Source organism: Pseudomonas svalbardensis, from assembly GCF_030053115.1.
Lineage (GTDB): Bacteria > Pseudomonadota > Gammaproteobacteria > Pseudomonadales > Pseudomonadaceae > Aquipseudomonas > Aquipseudomonas svalbardensis.
On record NZ_CP125619.1, the window covers coordinates 4,917,963 to 4,936,617 of the forward strand.

Consider the following 18,655-nt stretch of genomic DNA (forward strand, 5'->3'; position numbering starts at 1 on the left):
GCGCTGACATGACTCAAGTAAGCCTGACCACTGCCAACGAATTCATCGCCCGCCACATCGGCCCGCGTGCCGGCGACGAGCAAGCCATGCTCAATAGCCTCGGCTTCGACTCGCTGGAAGCCCTGAGCGCCAGCGTCATCCCCGACAGCATCAAGGGCACCAGCGTGCTCGGCCTCGAAGATGGCCTGAGCGAAGCCGATGCCCTGGCGTTGATCAAATCCATCGCCGGCAAAAACCAGCTGTTCAAGACCTTCATCGGCCAGGGCTACTACGGCACCCACACGCCGTCGCCGATCCTGCGCAACCTGCTGGAAAACCCGGCCTGGTACACCGCGTACACCCCGTACCAACCGGAAATTTCTCAGGGCCGTCTCGAAGCGCTGCTGAATTTCCAGACCCTGATAAGCGACCTCAGCGGCCTGCCGATCGCCAACGCGTCCTTGCTGGATGAAGCCACCGCCGCGGCCGAAGCGATGACCTTCTGCAAACGCCTGAGCAAGAACAAGGGCAGCCACGCGTTCTTCGCTTCCGTGCATTGCCACCCGCAAACCCTCGACGTGCTGCGCACCCGGGCCGAGCCGCTGGGCATCGACGTGGTGGTTGGCGACGAGCGTGAACTGAGCGACGTGTCGCCGTTCTTCGGCGCCCTGCTGCAATACCCGGCGAGCAACGGTGACGTCTTCGATTACCGCGAACTGACCGAACGCTTCCACGCCGCCAACGCTTTGGTAGCGGTCGCCGCCGACCTGCTGGCCCTGACCGTGTTGACCCCGCCGGGCGAGTTCGGTGCCGACGTGGCCATCGGCAGCGCGCAACGCTTCGGCGTGCCGCTGGGCTTCGGTGGTCCGCACGCGGCGTATTTCTCCACCAAGGATGCGTTCAAGCGTGACATGCCGGGCCGTCTGGTCGGCGTCTCGGTGGACCGTTTCGGCAAGCCGGCCCTGCGCCTGGCGATGCAGACCCGCGAGCAACATATCCGCCGCGAGAAGGCCACCAGCAACATCTGCACCGCGCAAGTGCTGCTGGCCAACATCGCCAGCATGTACGCCGTGTACCACGGCCCGAAAGGCCTGACGCAGATTGCCAATCGCGTGCATCACCTGACCGCGATCCTGGCCCAAGGCTTGAGCGCCCTTGGTTTGCAAGTTGAACAAACCAGCTTCTTCGACACCCTGACCCTGAACACCGGCGCTAACACCGCCAAGCTGCACGACCAGGCGCGTGCTCAGCAGATCAACCTGCGCGTGGTCGATGGTGAACGTCTGGGCCTGTCCCTCGACGAAACCACTTCGCAAGCTGACGTGGAAACCCTGTGGGCCCTGCTGGGCGACGGCAAGACTGTGCCGGACTTCGCGGCATTGGCTGCAACCGTCCAAAGCACGATCCCGGCCACTCTGCTGCGCCAGTCGCCAATCCTCAGCCACCCGGTGTTCAACCGTTACCACTCGGAAACCGAGCTGATGCGCTACCTGCGCAAGCTCGCCGACAAGGACCTGGCGCTGGATCGCACCATGATCCCGCTGGGTTCCTGCACCATGAAACTCAACGCCGCCAGCGAAATGATCCCGGTGACCTGGGCCGAATTCGGCGCCCTGCACCCGTTCGCCCCGGCCGAGCAAAGCGCTGGCTATCAGCAACTGACCGATGAACTGGAAGCGATGCTCTGCGCCGCCACCGGTTACGACGCGATCTCCCTGCAACCGAACGCCGGTTCGCAAGGGGAATACGCCGGCCTGCTGGCGATTCGCGCCTATCACCAGAGCCGTGGCGAAGACCGTCGCGACATCTGCCTGATCCCCTCGTCCGCCCACGGCACCAACCCGGCCACCGCCAACATGGCCGGCATGCGTGTAGTCGTGACCGCCTGCGATGCCCGCGGCAACGTCGACATCGAAGACCTGCGCGCCAAGGCCATCGAGCACCGCGAGCATCTCGCGGCATTGATGATCACCTATCCGTCGACCCACGGCGTGTTCGAAGAAGGCATCCGCGAAATCTGCGGCATCATTCATGACCACGGCGGCCAGGTGTACATCGACGGCGCCAACATGAACGCGATGGTCGGCCTCTGCGCCCCGGGCAAGTTCGGCGGCGACGTCTCGCACCTGAACCTGCACAAAACCTTCTGCATCCCCCACGGCGGTGGCGGCCCGGGCGTCGGCCCGATTGGCGTCAAATCGCACCTGACGCCGTTCCTGCCGGGTCACGCGCAGATGGAGCGCAAGGAAGGCGCGGTCTGCGCCGCACCGTTCGGCAGCGCGAGCATTTTGCCGATCACCTGGATGTACATTCGGATGATGGGTGGCGCCGGTCTCAAGCGTGCCTCGCAACTGGCGATCCTCAATGCCAACTACATTTCCCGTCGCCTCGAAGAGCACTACCCGGTGCTGTACACCGGCAGCAACGGCCTGGTGGCGCACGAATGCATCCTCGATTTGCGCCCACTGAAAGACAGCAGCGGCATCAGCGTCGATGACGTCGCCAAGCGCCTGATCGACTTCGGCTTCCACGCCCCGACCATGTCGTTCCCGGTCGCCGGCACGCTGATGATCGAGCCGACCGAAAGCGAATCCAAGGAAGAACTGGACCGCTTCTGCGACGCCATGATCCGCATCCGCGAAGAAATCCGCGCAGTGGAAAACGGCACCCTGGACAAGGACGACAACCCGCTGAAGAACGCGCCGCACACCGCCGCGGAAATCGTCGGCGAGTGGACCCATCCGTACAGCCGTGAGCAAGCGGTGTATCCGGTTGCGTCGCTGATCGAAGGCAAGTACTGGCCACCGGTCGGTCGCGTCGACAACGTGTTTGGCGACCGCAACCTGATCTGCGCCTGCCCGTCGATCGAAAGCTACGCTTAAACCAAAGGGGGGCGGGTTCACTCGCCCCCTGTAGGAGCAAAGCTTGCTCGCGATAGCCGTTACACGGTCTATCTGATGAACCGCGTCATCGCTCATCGCGAGCAAGCTTTGCTCCTACGGGTTCGCGCTGCATCTATAACAAGAAACCGGAGAACAACCATGTCGTTAAGCGTGTTCGACCTGTTCAAGATTGGCATCGGCCCCTCCAGCTCACACACCGTCGGCCCGATGCGTGCTGCGGCACGTTTCGCCGAAGGTTTGCGCCGTGAAGGGCTGCTGGCAGCGACCACCCGCGTCAAAGTCGAGCTCTACGGATCACTCGGCGCCACCGGTAAAGGCCATGGCAGCGACAAGGCTGTGTTGCTCGGTCTGGAAGGCGAACACCCGGACACCGTGAACACCGAAACCGTCGCCGCCCGTCTGCAAGAGATTCGTGGCAATGGTCGCTTGAACCTGCTCGGCGAACACAGCATTGCGTTCAATGAGAAAGAACATTTGGCGATGATCCGCAAACCGTTGGCCTATCACCCTAACGGCATGATCTTTCGCGCCTTCGATGCCGCGGGCATACAAATCCGCAGCCGCGAGTACTACTCGGTCGGTGGCGGTTTTGTGGTCGATGAAGACGCCGCCGGCGCCGACCGTATCGTCGAAGACGCCACGCCACTGACCTTCCCGTTCAAAAGCGCCAAGGACTTGCTCGGTCACTGCGCCACCTACGGCTTGTCCATCAGCCAGGTGATGCTGACCAACGAAAGTGCCTGGCGCCCGGAAGCGGAAACCCGCGCCGGCCTGTTGAAAATCTGGCAAGTGATGCAGGACTGCGTCGACGCCGGTTGTCGTAACGAGGGCATCCTGCCGGGTGGCTTGAAGGTCAAACGTCGGGCGGCCGCCCTGCATCGGCAACTGTGCAAAAACCCGGAATCGTCCCTGCGCGATCCGCTGTCGGTGCTGGACTGGGTCAACCTCTACGCACTGGCGGTCAACGAAGAAAACGCCAACGGCGGGCGCGTGGTGACGGCTCCCACTAACGGTGCGGCAGGGATCGTCCCCGCTGTTTTGCATTACTACATGCGCTTCATCCCCGGCGCCAACGAAGACGGCGTCGTGCGGTTTCTGCTGACGGCGGCCGCGATCGGCATTCTCTATAAAGAAAACGCCTCGATCTCCGGCGCAGAAGTCGGCTGTCAGGGTGAAGTCGGCGTGGCCTGTTCCATGGCCGCCGGCGCCCTGTGTGAAGTCCTCGGCGGCACCGTGCAGCAAGTGGAAAACGCCGCCGAAATCGGCATGGAACACAACCTCGGCCTGACCTGCGACCCGATTGGCGGGCTGGTGCAAGTGCCTTGCATCGAGCGCAACGCCATGGGCTCGGTGAAAGCCATCAACGCGGTACGCATGGCCCTGCGTGGCGACGGTCAACACTTCGTCTCCCTCGACAAGGTCATCCGCACCATGCGCCAGACCGGCGCAGACATGAAAAGCAAATACAAGGAAACCGCCCGTGGCGGTTTGGCGGTCAACATTATCGAGTGCTGATGTTTACGCGCATCTGCACACTTTTTCAGGAGCTGAATATGTCCACCGAACAACTGTCGAAAACCCCACTGCACGCACTGCACATCGAACTCGGCGCCCGCATGGTGCCGTTTGCTGGCTACGACATGCCGGTGCAATACCCGCTCGGCGTGATGAAAGAACACCAGCACACCCGTGATCAGGCCGGGCTGTTCGATGTCTCGCACATGGGCCAGATCCGTCTGACCGGCGCCAATGCCGCCAAGGCGCTGGAAAGCCTGGTACCGGTAGACATCATCGACCTGCCAGTGGGCACGCAGCGCTACGCGATGTTCACCAACGAAACGGGGGGCATCCTCGACGACCTGATGGTCGCCAACCTGGGTAACGACGAACTGTTCCTGGTGGTCAACGCCGCCTGCAAGGATCAGGACCTGGCGCACCTGCGCAAGCACATCGGCGACCAGTGCACCATCGAGCCGCTGTTCGAAGAACGCGCCCTGCTCGCGCTGCAAGGTCCGGCCGCCGTCACCGTGCTCGCGCGCCTGGCGCCTGAAGTTGCGAAGATGACCTTCATGCAATTCGCCCGTGTAAAGCTGCTGGGTGTGGACTGCTTTGTCAGCCGTTCGGGCTATACCGGTGAAGACGGTTACGAAATCTCCGTGCCGGCCTTCAATGCCGAAGCCCTGGCTCGCGCCCTGCTGACCGAACCTGAAGTGGCGGCCATCGGCCTTGGCGCTCGCGACTCCCTGCGCCTGGAAGCCGGCCTGTGCCTCTACGGCCACGACATGAACACCGAGACCACCCCGATCGAAGCCAGCCTGCTGTGGGCCATCTCCAAGCCTCGTCGCGCTGATGGCGCACGTGCCGGCGGCTTCCCTGGCGCTGAAACCGTGTTCGGACAGCAACAAGCCGGTGTCAGCCGCAAACGCGTTGGTCTGTTGCCTCAGGAACGCACGCCGGTGCGCGAAGGTGCGGAGATCGTCAATGAAGCAGGCGACATCATTGGTGCGGTTTGCAGTGGCGGCTTCGGTCCGACCTTGGGCGGCCCTTTGGCGATGGGTTACGTCGACAGTGCTTATATCGCTCTCGATACGCCGGTATGGGCGATTGTTCGTGGGAAAAAAGTGCCTTTGCTTGTAAGCAAAATGCCATTTGTTCCACAACGCTACTACCGCGGCTGATTGACTGTTTCTATAAGTAACGCGGTTGCGTTAACAGCGCACTAATGTGTAACGCAACCGCCATAAAACAGTGCATCACTTTACCTGTAAGCTTCGTTTATGAACGTTGCTTATAAGGATCGAAAACAATTGAACACGGCGATTGCATAAGCCAACACTAGTTGCGGCATAAACGCCCCAGCGCGAGCAAATCCGGGCCCTCCACAGGGCTTGTTTTTTCTCCCGTAGTTGGCGTAGAGTTTGTCCACTGTGTTTGCATGGGTCGCTTGGAATCGTGACCTGGGCAGTAGCCTACAAGTTAGCTACATCCCGTTCGACGTCTTCTTACTCTCCTGCAACCAGCCCCAGTACTCTTTCACAAGAAGGAGGCTGTCATTAATTTTTGCGTCAAAGGAAATAAGAAATGTCCCAACGTCAGAGCGGTACCGTCAAGTGGTTTAACGACGAGAAAGGTTTTGGTTTTATCACTCCAGAAAGCGGTCCGGATCTGTTCGTGCATTTCCGCGCTATTCAGGGCAACGGCTTCAAGAGCCTAAAAGAAGGCCAGAAAGTGACTTTCGTTGCTGTGCAAGGCCAGAAAGGCATGCAGGCTGACGAAGTACAAGCAGAAGCCTGATCTTCTGTAACGAAAAAGCCCCTGATGCTGACATCAGGGGCTTTTTTGTGCGCGTAAATCCGTAAAATGGCTTCTTTTTTCCGTCCAGAGGCTGCCATGTCGAAACATCTTCTCAAACCCCAGGGCGACTTTCCTGCCGTCACCCTGGGTCGTCGCCTGGCAGCGATGTTCTACGACTTCTTGTTGTGTGCCGCCCTGCTGATCGTCACCAGCGGCATTTACAAGATGATCCAGATGGCGATCATCGGCGAAGACAAAATGCGCACCCTGACCGAAGCCGGCGCGCTGGATGGCGATCCATTGCTCTCAACGGTGCTGCTGTTTGTGCTGTTCGGCTTCTTCGCCAAATTCTGGACCTGGTCCGGTCAGACCCTGGGCATGCAGGTCTGGTGCATACGCGTGCAAAACGCCGACGGTTCATCCATCAGCCTGTGGCAGGCGTTGCTGCGCTTTGTGGTGTCGATCGCGTCCTTGCTGTGCGTCGGGCTGGGTTTCTTCTGGTCGCTGTTCGATAAACAGAAACGTAGCTGGCATGACATCTACTCCAATACCCAGCTCGTGCGGATTCCAAAGAAAACCAAGTAGTTCAGCCGTACGAAAACCACTGTGGGAGCGAGCCTGCTCGCGATGGCGGTGTATCAGTCAACATTGATATGACTGACACATCGCCATCGCGAGCAGGCTCGCTCCCACAGGTTCTGTGACTTATCTGAAAGATCTCAGGCGTTACCGGCCAATTTCATCCGCGCTGCCTGTGTGAAGTCGAGCATGCGCTTGAGCGGCCGAATCGCTTGTGGAATCAGCGCGGGATCGACAAAGATCTCGTTAGTCCCCTCTTTCAAGCTCTTCAGCGTGCGCTCAAGGGTATTCATCGCCATCCACGGGCAATGTGCGCAACTGCGGCAGGCTGCGCCGTTACCGGCCGTTGGCGCTTCGATGAAGACCTTGTCCGGGCACAGCTGCTGCATCTTGTAGAAGATGCCGCGATCAGTGGCGACGATAAAGGTCTTGTTTGGCAGACTTTGCGCTGCCGCAATCAACTGACTGGTGGAGCCGACGGCATCCGCCAACTCGATCACCGACGTCGGCGACTCCGGATGCACCAGAATCGCTGCGTCCGGGTACAGCGCCTTCATGTCTTCGAGTTGCTTGGACTTGAACTCTTCGTGAACGATGCAGGCACCGTCCCACAGCAGCATGTCCGCGCCGGTCTGGCGCTGGATGTAGGTGCCCAGGTGTTTGTCCGGGCCCCAGATGATGGTTTCGCCGTTATCCATCAGGCTTTCGACGATCTCCAGCGCGCAGCTTGAAGTCACCACCCAATCCGCCCGGGCTTTGACCGCCGCCGACGTGTTGGCATACACCACCACGGTACGCTCCGGGTGCTGATCACAGAACGCCGAGAACTCGTCAACCGGGCAACCCAGGTCCAGCGAGCAGGTCGCTTCCAGGGTCGGCATCAGGATGCGTTTTTCAGGGTTGAGGATTTTGGCGGTCTCGCCCATGAACTTCACACCGGCGACCACCACGGTCTTGGCCGGGTGAGCATTGCCAAAGCGAGCCATCTCCAGCGAGTCGGAGACGCAACCACCGGTTTCTTCGGCCAGGGCCTGAATGACCGGATCGCAATAGAAGTGAGCAACCAGCACCGCATCCTGAGCCTTGAGCTCGGCAGCGATGGCGGCACGGTAATAGGCCTCTTCCTCGACAGTCAGCGGCTTGGGCTGCTTGGCGTCGAGGTGGGCTTGAACCAGAAGGCGTTCGGAAATCTGCGTCATGTTCGCAAGACCTGCAGGCGCTTTCGCGCGAAAGTCGAGTATACACCCGGCTCCGGACCCTTCAGGGTACCGCCGGGAAAGTGAGTATCATCAGGCACGGACAACGTTGAAGCTGCGCAAGGCTACAGAATATCCCGTTGATGCAAAAGATGATTCTGACCTGCGTCACGGGTCGCAGCCCGGAACTGGGCGAGCTCAAATCGCGGGCAAAAAAAAATCCGGAAATCCTCACTTGCGTGGGCCTTCCAGACTTTTAAAACTGCTACAAAAATGGTGGGTCGTGTGGGATTCGAACCTACGACCAATTGGTTAAAAGCCAACTGCTCTACCAACTGAGCTAACGACCCGCTGTGTGGTGGCGCGTATAATACTGATTTTTAAGGACTATTCAACACCTAATTTGAAATAAATCAAAAATAGGGTGTTGGGTCGCTAACACCGGCCGCTGCAAAGCCTTCTGCACGCAGTCGGCAGCTGTCGCATTTGCCGCATGCACGGCCGTTATCGTCGGCCTGATAGCAGGAAACAGTCAGCCCGTAATCAACACCCAGCTTCACGCCTGCCTGGACGATCTGCGCCTTGCTCAGGTTCTGCAGCGGCGCCTGAATGCGGAAACCATTCCCCTCTACACCGGCCTTCGTCGCCAGATTGGCCATGCGCTCGAAGGACTCGATGAACTCAGGACGGCAGTCCGGGTAACCGGAGTAATCCACGGCGTTCACACCAATAAAGATGTCACGCGCGCCCAACACTTCGGCCCAGCCTAGCGCCAAGGAGAGAAACACGGTGTTGCGCGCCGGCACGTAAGTTACCGGGATACCCTCGCCCGCCACTTCCGGCACATCGATGCTGCTATCGGTCAGTGCCGAACCGCCGATGCCATTCAGGTTCAGACCGATCACCTTGTGTTCGACCACACCCAGGTCGCGCGCAACACGTTCGGCGGCGTGCAGCTCGGCATGGGACCGCTGACCGTAGTCGAAGCTCATGGTGTAGCAGCTGTAGCCTTCAGCGCGAGCCATGGCCACAACGGTCGCGGAGTCGAGGCCGCCGGACAGCAGGATGACTGCACGTTTTTCGGTAGTGTTCAGTTGTTCAGTCATTTCAGCGCCCCGGCTCGTCATTCCAAAGATATTTATGCAACTGCAATTGCAGACGCACTGGCAGGTTGTCCGCCACCACCCAGTCAGCCAGGTCCCGAGCATTCAGGTCATGGTGACTTGGCGAGAACAGGACTTCGCCGGCACGCTGATCCAGACCGTACTGGATCAGCTTGGACACGGCCCAGTCGTAGTCTTCCCGCGAGCAGATGACAAACTTCACCTGATCGTTGGGCGTGAGCAGTTCGATGTTCTCGTAGCGGTTGCGATGGGCTTCTTTAGAACCTGGGGTTTTCAGGTCGACGACGCGACTGACCCGTGGATCGACCGCCGAGATATCCAGGGCACCGCTGGTTTCCAGCGAGACCTCGTAACCGGCGTCACACAACTGCTTGAGCAATGGGATGGCGTTGGGTTGTGCCAGCGGCTCACCGCCGGTGACACAGACGTAACGCGGACGAAAACCGGCCACTTGCTCAAGAATGTCGTCGAGCGTGCGAATGGTGCCGCCAGTGAATGCATAAGCGCTGTCGCAATATTGGCAACGCAATGGGCAACCGGTCAGGCGCACAAAAACAGTAGGCAGCCCGGCAGTCCGCGTTTCACCCTGCAACGAGTAGAAAACTTCGGTAATTCTCAATGTGTCTTGCATAGTCGCCACGGGCATAACAGCTAAACAGGCTGTCCGCCTCCGTCAGGCACTTCAAGGAACCCCGCCACCGCGCAGATCCCAAAAAGCGTGTTTCATAAAAAGGGCGTGAATTCTAACGAAAAAACCCGCGACAAGCGCGGGTTTCTTCGAAACGGGTCAAGCAGCCCTTACATTTTTTGCAGATCACGCTGGGCCAGCTGAGCGGCGGAAGTGCCCGGGTATTGCGACACGACCTGTTGCAGAATGCCTTTGACCTTGTCGGGATGACCAAGGCGGCGCTCTACATCAGCCAGCTTGTACAGCGAATCAGGCACTTTTGGATGCTTGGGGTACAGCTGTGAAACCTTGGCAAAAGCCTGACCTGCACCTTGCAGATCGCCTTTGGCCAGGTTCACTTCGCCCAACCAGTACTGAGCATTACCCGCGTACTGGCTGTTCGGGTACTTGCGCAGGAATGCGGCAAAAGCCTGGCTGGCCTTGTCGAAATCCTTGGCTTTGATCAGGTCGAAGGCTGCATCGTAATACAGTTTTTCCTTCGCCGGATCAGCCGGCTCACTACCCGCGGCAGGTGCCTGAGCGGCTGCCGCTCCTGCGGCTGCGCCCACTGCTGCACCGGGGGCATTCAAACTGCCACCGGTGGAAGAATTATCAGGAGTCGCGGCTGGTGCAACGCCGGTTCCTATGCGCCGATCAAGATCCTGATATCGCTCCAGGTTCTCTTGCTTCATGCGCCCTACATCATTTTGCAGAACTTCGATGATGCCTTGTTGGCGCGAGATCTGCTCCTGCATTGATTGCAGTTGGTTGAACAGCTCGCCCTGTGCCGAGACAGGGGCCGAAACCCCTCCCCCGGCATAGGCGCCGTTCGTACCGTAACCCGCAGGCGGATTACTAGTCCCGCTATTGTTATAGCCGGAGTCGTTATCGACCACAGGAACCGCAGCCCACACCGCAAGCGGTGCGAGGCTGAGAGCCAAAACAGTTACAGCACGACGGCACGTTCGCATGACGAATTACTTACGCAGTTCGACGCGACGGTTTTGAGCCCAGGACTGCTCGTCGTTGCCGGTAGCAACTGCACGCTCTTCGCCGTAGGAAACCAGTTCCAGCTGAGCTGGGGAAACACCTTGCAGTACCAGGTAACGCTGAACGGCTTTCGCACGACGCTCGCCCAGTGCCATGTTGTACTCACGAGTACCACGTTCGTCGGTGTTGCCTTCCAGAACAACGCGAGCGCCGTTTGCTTTCAGGTCTTTGGCGTGAATGTCCAGGGAGCGCATGGCTTCTGGCTTCAGGTCCGAGCTGTCGTATTCGAAGTAGAAAGTGGTGATTGCGCGCAGAGCAGCTTCTTCGCTCAGGGAGCCGTCAACTGCACCAGTGTTTGCGCCGTAACCAGCGTTTGGATCTACAGCGCCTTCACCGGCATTGTCGCCGCCTTTGGACGAGCAACCTACAGCTACAGCCATGGCCAGAGCCAGCGCAGCAAATTTACCAAACTTCAGCATTTCCATCGTGAAACTCCTAATGAACCCCAGTGTGTTAAGTACAACGTGTAGCGCCGCGTCAGTTCAGGTAAGGGGACCAGGAAGGTTCTCTGACTTCGCCTTGTGCGGTAGGAAGCGGGAGCCTTACGCGTCCATTAATGGACACGAGCATCAAGACTCCCCGGCCCTGCTGGCGGGTGGCGTAGATTACCATGGTGCCGTTGGGCGCAACAGTAGGCGACTCGTCCAGAGTGCTATCAGTGAGGATTTTTACGCTTCCGCGCTGCAAATCCTGGGCCGCCACCTTGAAATTAGTGAAACCTTCCTGACGATGGATCATCACCAGGGTCTTTTCGTCAGCCGAAAGTTTAGGGTTGGCGTTGTAGTTACCGATAAAGGTCACACGTTCCGCACCACCACCGCCTGCGCTGGTTTTGTAAATCTGTGGCTTGCCGCCACGGTCCGAGGTGAAGTAGATGGTCGAACCATCTTTACCCCAGAACGGTTCGGTGTTGATGCCAGGACCGTTGGTGACACGAGTGATCTGACGCGAACCCAGGTTCATCACGTAGATGTCCGGGTTGCCATCTTTCGACAGTACGAATGCCAGACGATTGCCATCCGGCGACCAGGCTGGCGCGCCATTCAGGCCTTCGAAGTTGGTGATCTGCTCACGGCGACCGGTGTCGATGTTCTGCATGAAGATACGCGGACGCTTCTGCTCGAACGACACATAAGCGATGCGCTTGCCGTCCGGTGCGAAACGCGGCGACAGGATCGGCTCGCGCGATTGCAGCAGGGTCACAGCACGGGCACCGTCATAGTCCGAACGTTGCAGCGTGTAGCGAGTGTTCTTCTCGGAGAAACGCTCTGCCGTCACGTACAACAGGCGAGTCGAGAACGCACCTTTAATACCGGTGAGTTTTTCGAACGACTGGTCCGCGATGTAGTGCGACATGTCGCGCAGTTGATCGACGCTGCCCGATACGCTGCCGGTCAGCACTTGCTGCTCGGTGGCGACGTTGAACAGTGCGTATTGGACCTGCAGACGACCGCCCGCAGGAGCAATGCTGCCGACCATGACGTACTGGGCGCCCAGCGCCTTGAAGTCACGGAAGATGATTTCGCTGGCCTGGCTTGGCTGGCTGATCATGTTCTGTTTTGGAATCGGCGAGTAGTAACCCGAGTTGCGCAGGTCGTTACCGATGATTTCGGCCATGTCGTCCGGCAGCACGCTGCCGCCCTGGTTGCCGAACGGAACGACTGCAATCGGGGTGGCCCGATCACTGCCGCTGGTGACCAGAATGTTTTTTTCATCTGCTGCCGCTATCCCTGCCATGCAGCAGATAACGACAAGCATTCCTCGAAGAAGGTTTCTCACAAGGCTAGATCCTCAGGTGTGAATGTCATCTTGAATGAACGATACGGAGCGAAATCGCTCGGCTTCATTCCCTGCATTTCTGTCAAACGTCCAATGTTCTTCACCGCTGCTACAGCCGAAGCGTCAAACGGACCATCGCCACTGGACTTGGCCACGCTGACCGAAGTCAACGTACCGTCCGGCAACATGCCGATTTGCAACACGACTGTCATGCCTTTGCGGGCCGAAGGTGGACGAGCCCAACCTTCCGCTGCACGAGCACGGATCAGATCATCGAAACTGCCGGCGACTTCGTCACCCTGCTCATCCGCCAAGGCCTGCTGACGCTCCGGCGTGTCGGAAAGCAAATCTGCCAAGGCCTGAGCCTTTTTGTCTTCGGCGGATTTACGTGCCGCTTCCTGCGATTTTTTCTTCGCCGCATCGGCAGCAGCTTTCTTCTTCGCGTCTTCCGCGACTTTCTTCTTCGCGTCTTCAGCTTCAGATTTTTTCTTGGCGTCTTCCGCGGCTTTCTTCTTCGCGTCTTCGACGATCTTTTTCTTCGCTTCTTCAGCGGCCGCTTTCTTGGCCTCTTCTTCAGCTGCTTTCTTGGCTTCTTCTTCAGACTTCTTCTTGGCTATATCAGCCAATTGTTTCTCTTCGGCCTTTTTAGCTTCGGCGGTCTTCTTCGCTTCATCGGCTTTCTTGGCTTCATCAGCCTTTTTAGCCTCTTCCGCTTTCTTCGTCTCGTCGGCCTTTTTGGATTCTTCAGCTTTTTGAGCCGCATCTTCCTTCTTTTGTTCCGCGGCCTTGATCGCTTCCTGTTCGATCTTTTTCTGTTCCATCTGTTCGACTTCGGTCTGACGCGCGGCAGATTTCTTCGCCTCACCCGCAATCTTCTGATTGGTCTGGGTGGTCGCCTGACTTTTCGATTTCAGTTGATACAGGGTCGCCTGGACAATCGGCTTGGCCGGCGGCAGTTCTGGTGTGAAGGCAAAACTGACGAACAGCATGCCGAACACCAGCACGTGCAAGACAATCGCCAGGACACTAGGCCAGAAGTAGCTTTCCGAGGCGGACGGCTCTCGCATTTGCTGCATCAGGGTGCCTCGGTAATCAAGCCAACGTTACCGACCCCGGCTTTCTGCAACCCGCCCATAGCGCCCATGACGGAACCGTAATCAACGGTCTTGTCGCCGCGGATGAACACTTGGGTACGCTTGCCGCCTTCAGTACCGGCGCGAATGATCTTGGTCACGGCGTCAGTCATCTGCGGCAAGGTCATGGCCTTGTCCTGTTGCTTTTCAGTGTCGACTTCGCTGCCAAGGTTCCAGTAATAGGTCTTGTCAGCCTTGATCGAAATGGTCAGGACCTGAGTGTTGTTGTCCTGCGGCAAGGCTTCGCTGGAAACCTTGGGCAGATCAACTTTCACGCCCTGATTGAGCATCGGTGCGGTCACCATGAAGATGACCAGCAGTACCAGCATCACGTCGATGTAAGGCACCACGTTCATCTCGGCAACCGGCTTGCGCTTTTTGCGAGCTCGAGCGATTAAAGCCATTGGAAATTACCTGCTTATTCTTCGCTGGTGTGCACTTTGCGGTGCAGGATCGCCTGGAATTCATCGGCGAAGGTGTAGTAGCGGCTGATCAGCGTTTCGCTGCGAGCAGCAAAACGGTTGTAAGCGATAACGGCCGGGATGGCGGCGAACAGACCGATCGCGGTTGCAATCAGTGCCTCGGCAATACCTGGAGCCACAGTCGCCAGCGTCGCTTGCTGGGCAGTGGCCAGACCACGGAAGGAGTTCATGATCCCCCAGACGGTACCGAACAGACCGATGTACGGGCTGACGGACCCTACGGTCGCAAGGAACGGCAGGCTCTGCTCGAGCTTTTCTTCTTCGCGGGAAATGGCGACGCGCATGGCACGGGCCACGCCTTCCATGACCGCTTCCGGATCAACGCCTGGCTGCTGGCGCAGACGGGAGAATTCCTTGAAACCGGCACGGAAGATCTGCTCTACGCCCGAATCCGGATCAGGGTTGCTGCCGGCCTGACGGTAGAGTTTGGACAGGTCGATACCCGACCAGAAGCGCTCTTCAAAGCTCTCCAGGGCACGTCGACCGGCGCGCAGCAGGTTGCTGCGCTGAAAGATCATGATCCATGAGGTCACCGATGCGGCTACCAGGATCAGCATTACCAGTTGCACCACGATACTGGCATTGCTGACCAGGCTCCACATGGAGGAATGGTCGACGACGTTAGCTTCCACGCTTTATCTCCTGCTTTGAGTGTGTACCCGCGCCGCTCACGTCGGCAAAGGCCGCACGTAGAGCTTCGGGAATGGCCCGGGGTTTCAAACTGTTAGTGCGCACACAGGCCACCAAAAACTGCCCTTCGCAGAGCAGCGCATTATCCGTGGCTCGCCTGACCTGCTGTTTGAAGCGCAGGCTGACACGGTTCAATTCGATTACTTCAGCGCTTACCAGCAGCTCGTCGTCCAGTCGCGCCGGCGCGTGGTAACGCGCTTCGCTGGAATGCACGACGAACAACAGGTCCTCACCTGCAAGCTGGGATTGGGCAAAGCCCAGCTCCCGGAGCCGCTCGGTTCGAGCCCGTTCCATAAACTTGAGGTAATTAACGTAATACACGATGCCGCCCGCATCGGTGTCCTCGTAATAAACGCGACAACGAAGTGCGAAAGGCTCAAGCCCGTTTTGCGCGCGCATACTCTAGTGCTTACTCCTCAGGTTGCCAATCCGGCCAGGCAACTGTTTTTCATTGATTCACGGCTTTCTGGCGAAAGTACGGTCCTAGGACCGCACAAACCCCGAATAAATCAGCGCGCAAAGGTTATTTATCGTCCACGGCATCGAGGAACTCGTCTACCACGGGCATCTCGCCCAATCGTGACGGGATGTTTAAACCGAAGTGCAGGTACGCATGCCGAGTCACCACTCGCCCCCGCGGCGTACGCATGATGTAGCCCTGCTGGATCAGGTACGGCTCCAGCACGTCTTCAATAGTGTGTCGCTCTTCACTGATGGCTGCGGCGAGGCTATCGACCCCGACCGGCCCACCGTCGAACTTCTCGATCATGGTCAACAACAGGCGTCGATCCTGGTGATCGAAGCCACGCTCGTCGACATCCAGCAGGTTCAAGGCCAGGTCGGCGATCGGTTTGGTGATGTGGCCTTTGGCGCGAACTTCGGCGAAATCCCGAACCCGGCGCAGCAAGCGGTTGGCGATCCGCGGCGTACCACGGGCACGGCGGGCGATTTCGAAGGCGCCTTCCGGATCCAGCGGCAAGCCGAGGATGTTAGCCGAACGACTGACAATCGTTGCCAGGTCGGCAGTGTTGTAGAACTCCAGGCGCTGGACGATGCCGAAACGGTCGCGCAGCGGATTGGTCAGCATGCCGGCACGGGTCGTTGCACCGATCAGGGTGAACGGCGGCAGATCAAGCTTGATCGAGCGCGCGGCCGGCCCTTCACCAATCATGATGTCGAGCTGGAAATCTTCCATGGCTGGGTACAGCACTTCTTCGACGATCGGCGAGAGCCGATGGATTTCGTCGATGAACAGCACGTCGTGCGGCTCAAGATTGGTCAGCAGCGCAGCCAGATCACCCGGGCGCTCAAGCACAGGGCCCGAAGTGCTCTTGATCGAGACGCCCATTTCCTGGGCGATGATGTTGGCCAGGGTGGTTTTACCCAGACCCGGCGGGCCGAAAATCAGCGTGTGGTCCAGGGATTCATTGCGCCCACGGGCAGCCTGGATGAACAACTCCATTTGCTCGCGAACGGTCGGCTGGCCAATGTACTCGGCCAGGCTGACAGGGCGAATTGCCCGGTCCTGGACTTCTTCGCGGTCACGAGGGCCAGGTGTGGCGGTAATCAGACGATCAGCTTCAATCACTTAGATCATTCCCTTCAGGGCACGACGAATCATGTCTTCACTGCTCAATCCTTTCTCCTTGATCGCAGAAATCGCCTTGCTGGCTTCCTGCGGCTTGTAGCCCAGGGAGATCAGCGCGCTGACCGCGTCATTTTCGGCGGTGGCGACCGGAGCTGGCGCATCTGGCCCACCCGGCTGGTTTGGTACCAAAGCGAACATCGCCGGTACGGTTTCCCAGGCCTTGAAGCGATCCTTGAGTTCCACCAACAAACGCTCGGCAGTCTTCTTGCCCACGCCCGGCACCTTGGTCAGTGCCGAGGTGTCCTGGGACTGCACGCAGCGGACCAGCTCATCGACTTCCAGGCTCGACATCAGGGCCAGGGCCAGTTTCGGCCCCACACCATTGAGACGGATCAACTCGCGAAAAAAGTCTCGCTCGCGCTTGCCGAAGAAGCCATAGAGTAACTGCGCGTCTTCGCGTACGACCAAATGGGTGTGCAAGGTCAGCGGTTCACCGACCGACGGCAAGCGATAAAGCGTGGTCATGGGCACTTCCAGTTCATACCCCAGACCGTTTACATCCAGAATCAGGTGCGGCGGCTGTTTCTCAGCCAGTGTGCCGCGCAAGCGTCCAATCACGTTTCAGATCCTTGAGCGTTGGCCAGATCAGTGCTGGCGACTGACAGAACAAGGGTTTTGCGCCGACGACACAGGCGCAAACCCTCGTTCTATAAAAAATGATTGCTGATGCTATCAGAGACGCAGGCGCCCGCCACGACTGCGTGCCGTACCCAAGCCATGGGGCAACAGGCTGGAACGGGTGTGAGCATGGCAAATGGCAATGGCCAGGGCGTCCGAGGCATCGATCTGCGGTTTGCTGGTCAGTTTCAACATATGCATGACCATCATTTGCACCTGCTCTTTATTCGCCGCGCCGGTCCCGGTCACCGCCTGCTTGACCTGGGTCGCCGTGTACTCGGCGATTTCCAGGCTTTCTTCCGCCCCGGCAACGATGGCTGCGCCGCGGGCCTGGCCAAGTTTCAGCGCAGAGTCGGCGTTGCGCGCCATGAAGACCTTTTCGATGCCCATGGTCACCGGGCCGTAGGTCTGGATGACTTCGCGAACACCGCGATAGACGATTTGCAGGCGTTCATGCAGCTCGCCGGAACCTGTGCGAATGCAGCCCGACGCCACGTACACGCAACCACGCCCGGTATCACGCACCACGCCATAACCGGTAATGCGCGAACCGGGGTCGATACCAAGAATTAAAGTCATAACGCCTGCAGCTTCAGTAAAAGCACGATATTCATTACAGCGAAAAAACTGTGGGAGCGAGCCTGCTCGCGAAAGCGGTTTCATATTCAGCAACAATGTTGCCTGAAATTCCGCATTCGCGAGCAGGCTCGCTCCCACATTGAATCTTAGTCGCCCTTAACCGAGCTGTGCGGCTACCGACTCAGGAATGTCCGCGTTGGAATAGACGTTCTGCACGTCATCCAGGTCTTCAAGCATGTCGATCAGCTTGAGAACCTTCTCGGCGCCTTCCAGGTCCAGTTCGGCACTGGTGGTCGGCAGCATCACGATTTCCGCGTCATCACCTTTGAAACCGGCCGCTTCCAGCGCGTTACGCACCGAGTAGAAACCGGCGAACGAGGTGAATACGTCGATGGAGCCGTCTTCGTGGGTCACCACGTCATCGGCATCGGCCTCCATCGCCGCTTCCATCAGCGCATCTTCATCGACGCCCGGCGCGAAGGAAATCTGCCCCTTGCGCTCGAACAAATAGGCCACCGAACCGTCCGTACCGAGGTTGCCGCCGCACTTGCTGAACGCGTGGCGAACAGCGGCCGCGGTGCGATTGCGGTTGTCGGTCATGCACTCGACCATCACCGCCACGCCGCCCGGGCCGTAGCCTTCGTAGCTCAGCTCGACCATGTCGTCGGTGTCGGCAGCACCGGCGCCGCGGGCGACCGCGCGATCAATGATGTCGCGGCTCATGTTCGCGCCGAGGGCCTTGTCCAGCGCCAGACGCAAACGCGGGTTGGAACCCGGATCACTACCGCCCTGACGGGCAGCAACGGTCAGTTCACGAATCCACTTGGTGAAAATCTTGCCCTTCTTGGCATCCTGACGTTCTTTGCGGTGCTTGATGTTCGCCCACTTGGAATGACCCGCCATATCTCGCTCCGAATTCTCTTTGAAACATTGC

Annotated in this window: 19 protein-coding genes and 1 tRNA gene; 5 read left to right on the top strand and 15 right to left on the bottom strand. The window is 58.8% G+C overall.

Going from position 1 to position 18,655, the window contains the following annotated elements; all coding sequences use genetic code 11:
- Window positions 1-8 precede the first annotated feature (8 nt).
- The 5 genes from gcvP to QFX16_RS22770 all read left to right on the top strand — a co-directional run bounded on the left by gcvP (window position 9) and on the right by QFX16_RS22770 (window position 6,761).
- Window positions 9-2,861: an aminomethyl-transferring glycine dehydrogenase gene (gcvP, locus tag QFX16_RS22750; RefSeq protein WP_283181435.1), complete on the top strand. Its 2,853-nt coding sequence runs from the start codon at window positions 9-11 to the stop codon at window positions 2,859-2,861.
- 159 nt (window positions 2,862-3,020) lie between these two features.
- Complete coding sequence (locus QFX16_RS22755) at window positions 3,021-4,397, top strand: L-serine ammonia-lyase (protein ID WP_283181436.1); 1,377 nt, start codon at window positions 3,021-3,023, stop codon at window positions 4,395-4,397.
- Between the two features lie 38 nt (window positions 4,398-4,435).
- Window positions 4,436-5,560 carry a glycine cleavage system aminomethyltransferase GcvT gene (gene gcvT, locus QFX16_RS22760; RefSeq protein ID WP_283181437.1) on the top strand — a complete coding sequence of 375 codons (1,125 nt, stop codon included), beginning with the start codon at window positions 4,436-4,438 and terminating at the stop codon, window positions 5,558-5,560.
- Window positions 5,561-5,963: 403 nt separating this feature from the next.
- On the top strand, window positions 5,964-6,176 hold the full coding sequence (locus QFX16_RS22765; protein WP_003175786.1) for a cold-shock protein: 213 nt from the start codon (window positions 5,964-5,966) through the stop codon (window positions 6,174-6,176).
- Window positions 6,177-6,272: 96 nt separating this feature from the next.
- Complete coding sequence (locus tag QFX16_RS22770) at window positions 6,273-6,761, top strand: RDD family protein (protein WP_283181438.1); 489 nt, start codon at window positions 6,273-6,275, stop codon at window positions 6,759-6,761.
- Between the two features lie 134 nt (window positions 6,762-6,895).
- Here the strand turns inward: QFX16_RS22770 and nadA are convergent, their stop codons facing one another.
- From nadA to QFX16_RS22845, 15 genes are all read right to left on the bottom strand, one after another.
- Window positions 6,896-7,954 carry a quinolinate synthase NadA gene (nadA, locus tag QFX16_RS22775; protein ID WP_283181439.1) on the bottom strand — a complete coding sequence of 353 codons (1,059 nt, stop codon included), beginning with the start codon at window positions 7,952-7,954 and terminating at the stop codon, window positions 6,896-6,898.
- Window positions 7,955-8,225: 271 nt separating this feature from the next.
- Window positions 8,226-8,301: transfer RNA gene (locus QFX16_RS22780), tRNA-Lys, on the bottom strand.
- Between the two features lie 63 nt (window positions 8,302-8,364).
- Complete coding sequence (gene queC / locus QFX16_RS22785; protein WP_283181440.1) at window positions 8,365-9,057, bottom strand: 7-cyano-7-deazaguanine synthase QueC; 693 nt, start codon at window positions 9,055-9,057, stop codon at window positions 8,365-8,367.
- 1 nt (window position 9,058) lies between these two features.
- Window positions 9,059-9,706: a 7-carboxy-7-deazaguanine synthase QueE gene (queE, locus tag QFX16_RS22790; protein ID WP_008072914.1), complete on the bottom strand. Its 648-nt coding sequence runs from the start codon at window positions 9,704-9,706 to the stop codon at window positions 9,059-9,061.
- A 167-nt stretch (window positions 9,707-9,873) separates the two neighbouring features.
- Window positions 9,874-10,713 (bottom strand): tol-pal system protein YbgF, encoded by an 840-nt coding sequence (gene ybgF / locus QFX16_RS22795; RefSeq protein WP_283181441.1) that lies wholly within the window; start codon window positions 10,711-10,713, stop codon window positions 9,874-9,876.
- Window positions 10,714-10,719: 6 nt separating this feature from the next.
- Complete coding sequence (gene pal, locus QFX16_RS22800; RefSeq protein WP_131059800.1) at window positions 10,720-11,217, bottom strand: peptidoglycan-associated lipoprotein Pal; 498 nt, start codon at window positions 11,215-11,217, stop codon at window positions 10,720-10,722.
- Between the two features lie 52 nt (window positions 11,218-11,269).
- Window positions 11,270-12,550 (bottom strand): Tol-Pal system beta propeller repeat protein TolB, encoded by a 1,281-nt coding sequence (tolB, locus tag QFX16_RS22805; RefSeq protein ID WP_166675809.1) that lies wholly within the window; start codon window positions 12,548-12,550, stop codon window positions 11,270-11,272.
- A gap of 17 nt (window positions 12,551-12,567) precedes the next feature.
- Window positions 12,568-13,647, bottom strand: coding sequence for a cell envelope integrity protein TolA (tolA, locus tag QFX16_RS22810; protein ID WP_283181442.1), 1,080 nt, complete (start codon window positions 13,645-13,647; stop codon window positions 12,568-12,570).
- Window positions 13,647-14,099, bottom strand: coding sequence for a protein TolR (gene tolR, locus QFX16_RS22815; protein WP_161807482.1), 453 nt, complete (start codon window positions 14,097-14,099; stop codon window positions 13,647-13,649). The genes tolA and tolR overlap by 1 nt, the downstream gene beginning before the upstream one ends.
- A 23-nt stretch (window positions 14,100-14,122) precedes the next feature.
- Entirely contained in the window at window positions 14,123-14,818 is a 696-nt protein-coding gene (gene tolQ / locus QFX16_RS22820) for a protein TolQ (RefSeq protein WP_017340467.1), read from the bottom strand.
- Window positions 14,808-15,275: a tol-pal system-associated acyl-CoA thioesterase gene (ybgC, locus tag QFX16_RS22825; protein WP_008147372.1), complete on the bottom strand. Its 468-nt coding sequence runs from the start codon at window positions 15,273-15,275 to the stop codon at window positions 14,808-14,810. The genes tolQ and ybgC overlap by 11 nt, the downstream gene beginning before the upstream one ends.
- A 124-nt stretch (window positions 15,276-15,399) precedes the next feature.
- Window positions 15,400-16,464, bottom strand: coding sequence for a Holliday junction branch migration DNA helicase RuvB (ruvB, locus tag QFX16_RS22830; protein ID WP_283181443.1), 1,065 nt, complete (start codon window positions 16,462-16,464; stop codon window positions 15,400-15,402).
- The gene (gene ruvA, locus QFX16_RS22835; protein ID WP_007897033.1) at window positions 16,465-17,082 is read right to left on the bottom strand and encodes a Holliday junction branch migration protein RuvA; all 618 of its coding nucleotides are present in this window, start codon (window positions 17,080-17,082) and stop codon (window positions 16,465-16,467) included.
- A 114-nt stretch (window positions 17,083-17,196) separates the two neighbouring features.
- A complete protein-coding gene (gene ruvC / locus QFX16_RS22840) occupies window positions 17,197-17,721 on the bottom strand; it encodes a crossover junction endodeoxyribonuclease RuvC (protein ID WP_008147379.1) in 525 nt (174 codons plus the stop codon).
- A gap of 156 nt (window positions 17,722-17,877) precedes the next feature.
- On the bottom strand, window positions 17,878-18,624 hold the full coding sequence (locus QFX16_RS22845; RefSeq protein WP_283181444.1) for a YebC/PmpR family DNA-binding transcriptional regulator: 747 nt from the start codon (window positions 18,622-18,624) through the stop codon (window positions 17,878-17,880).
- Window positions 18,625-18,655: the final 31 nt, after the last annotated feature.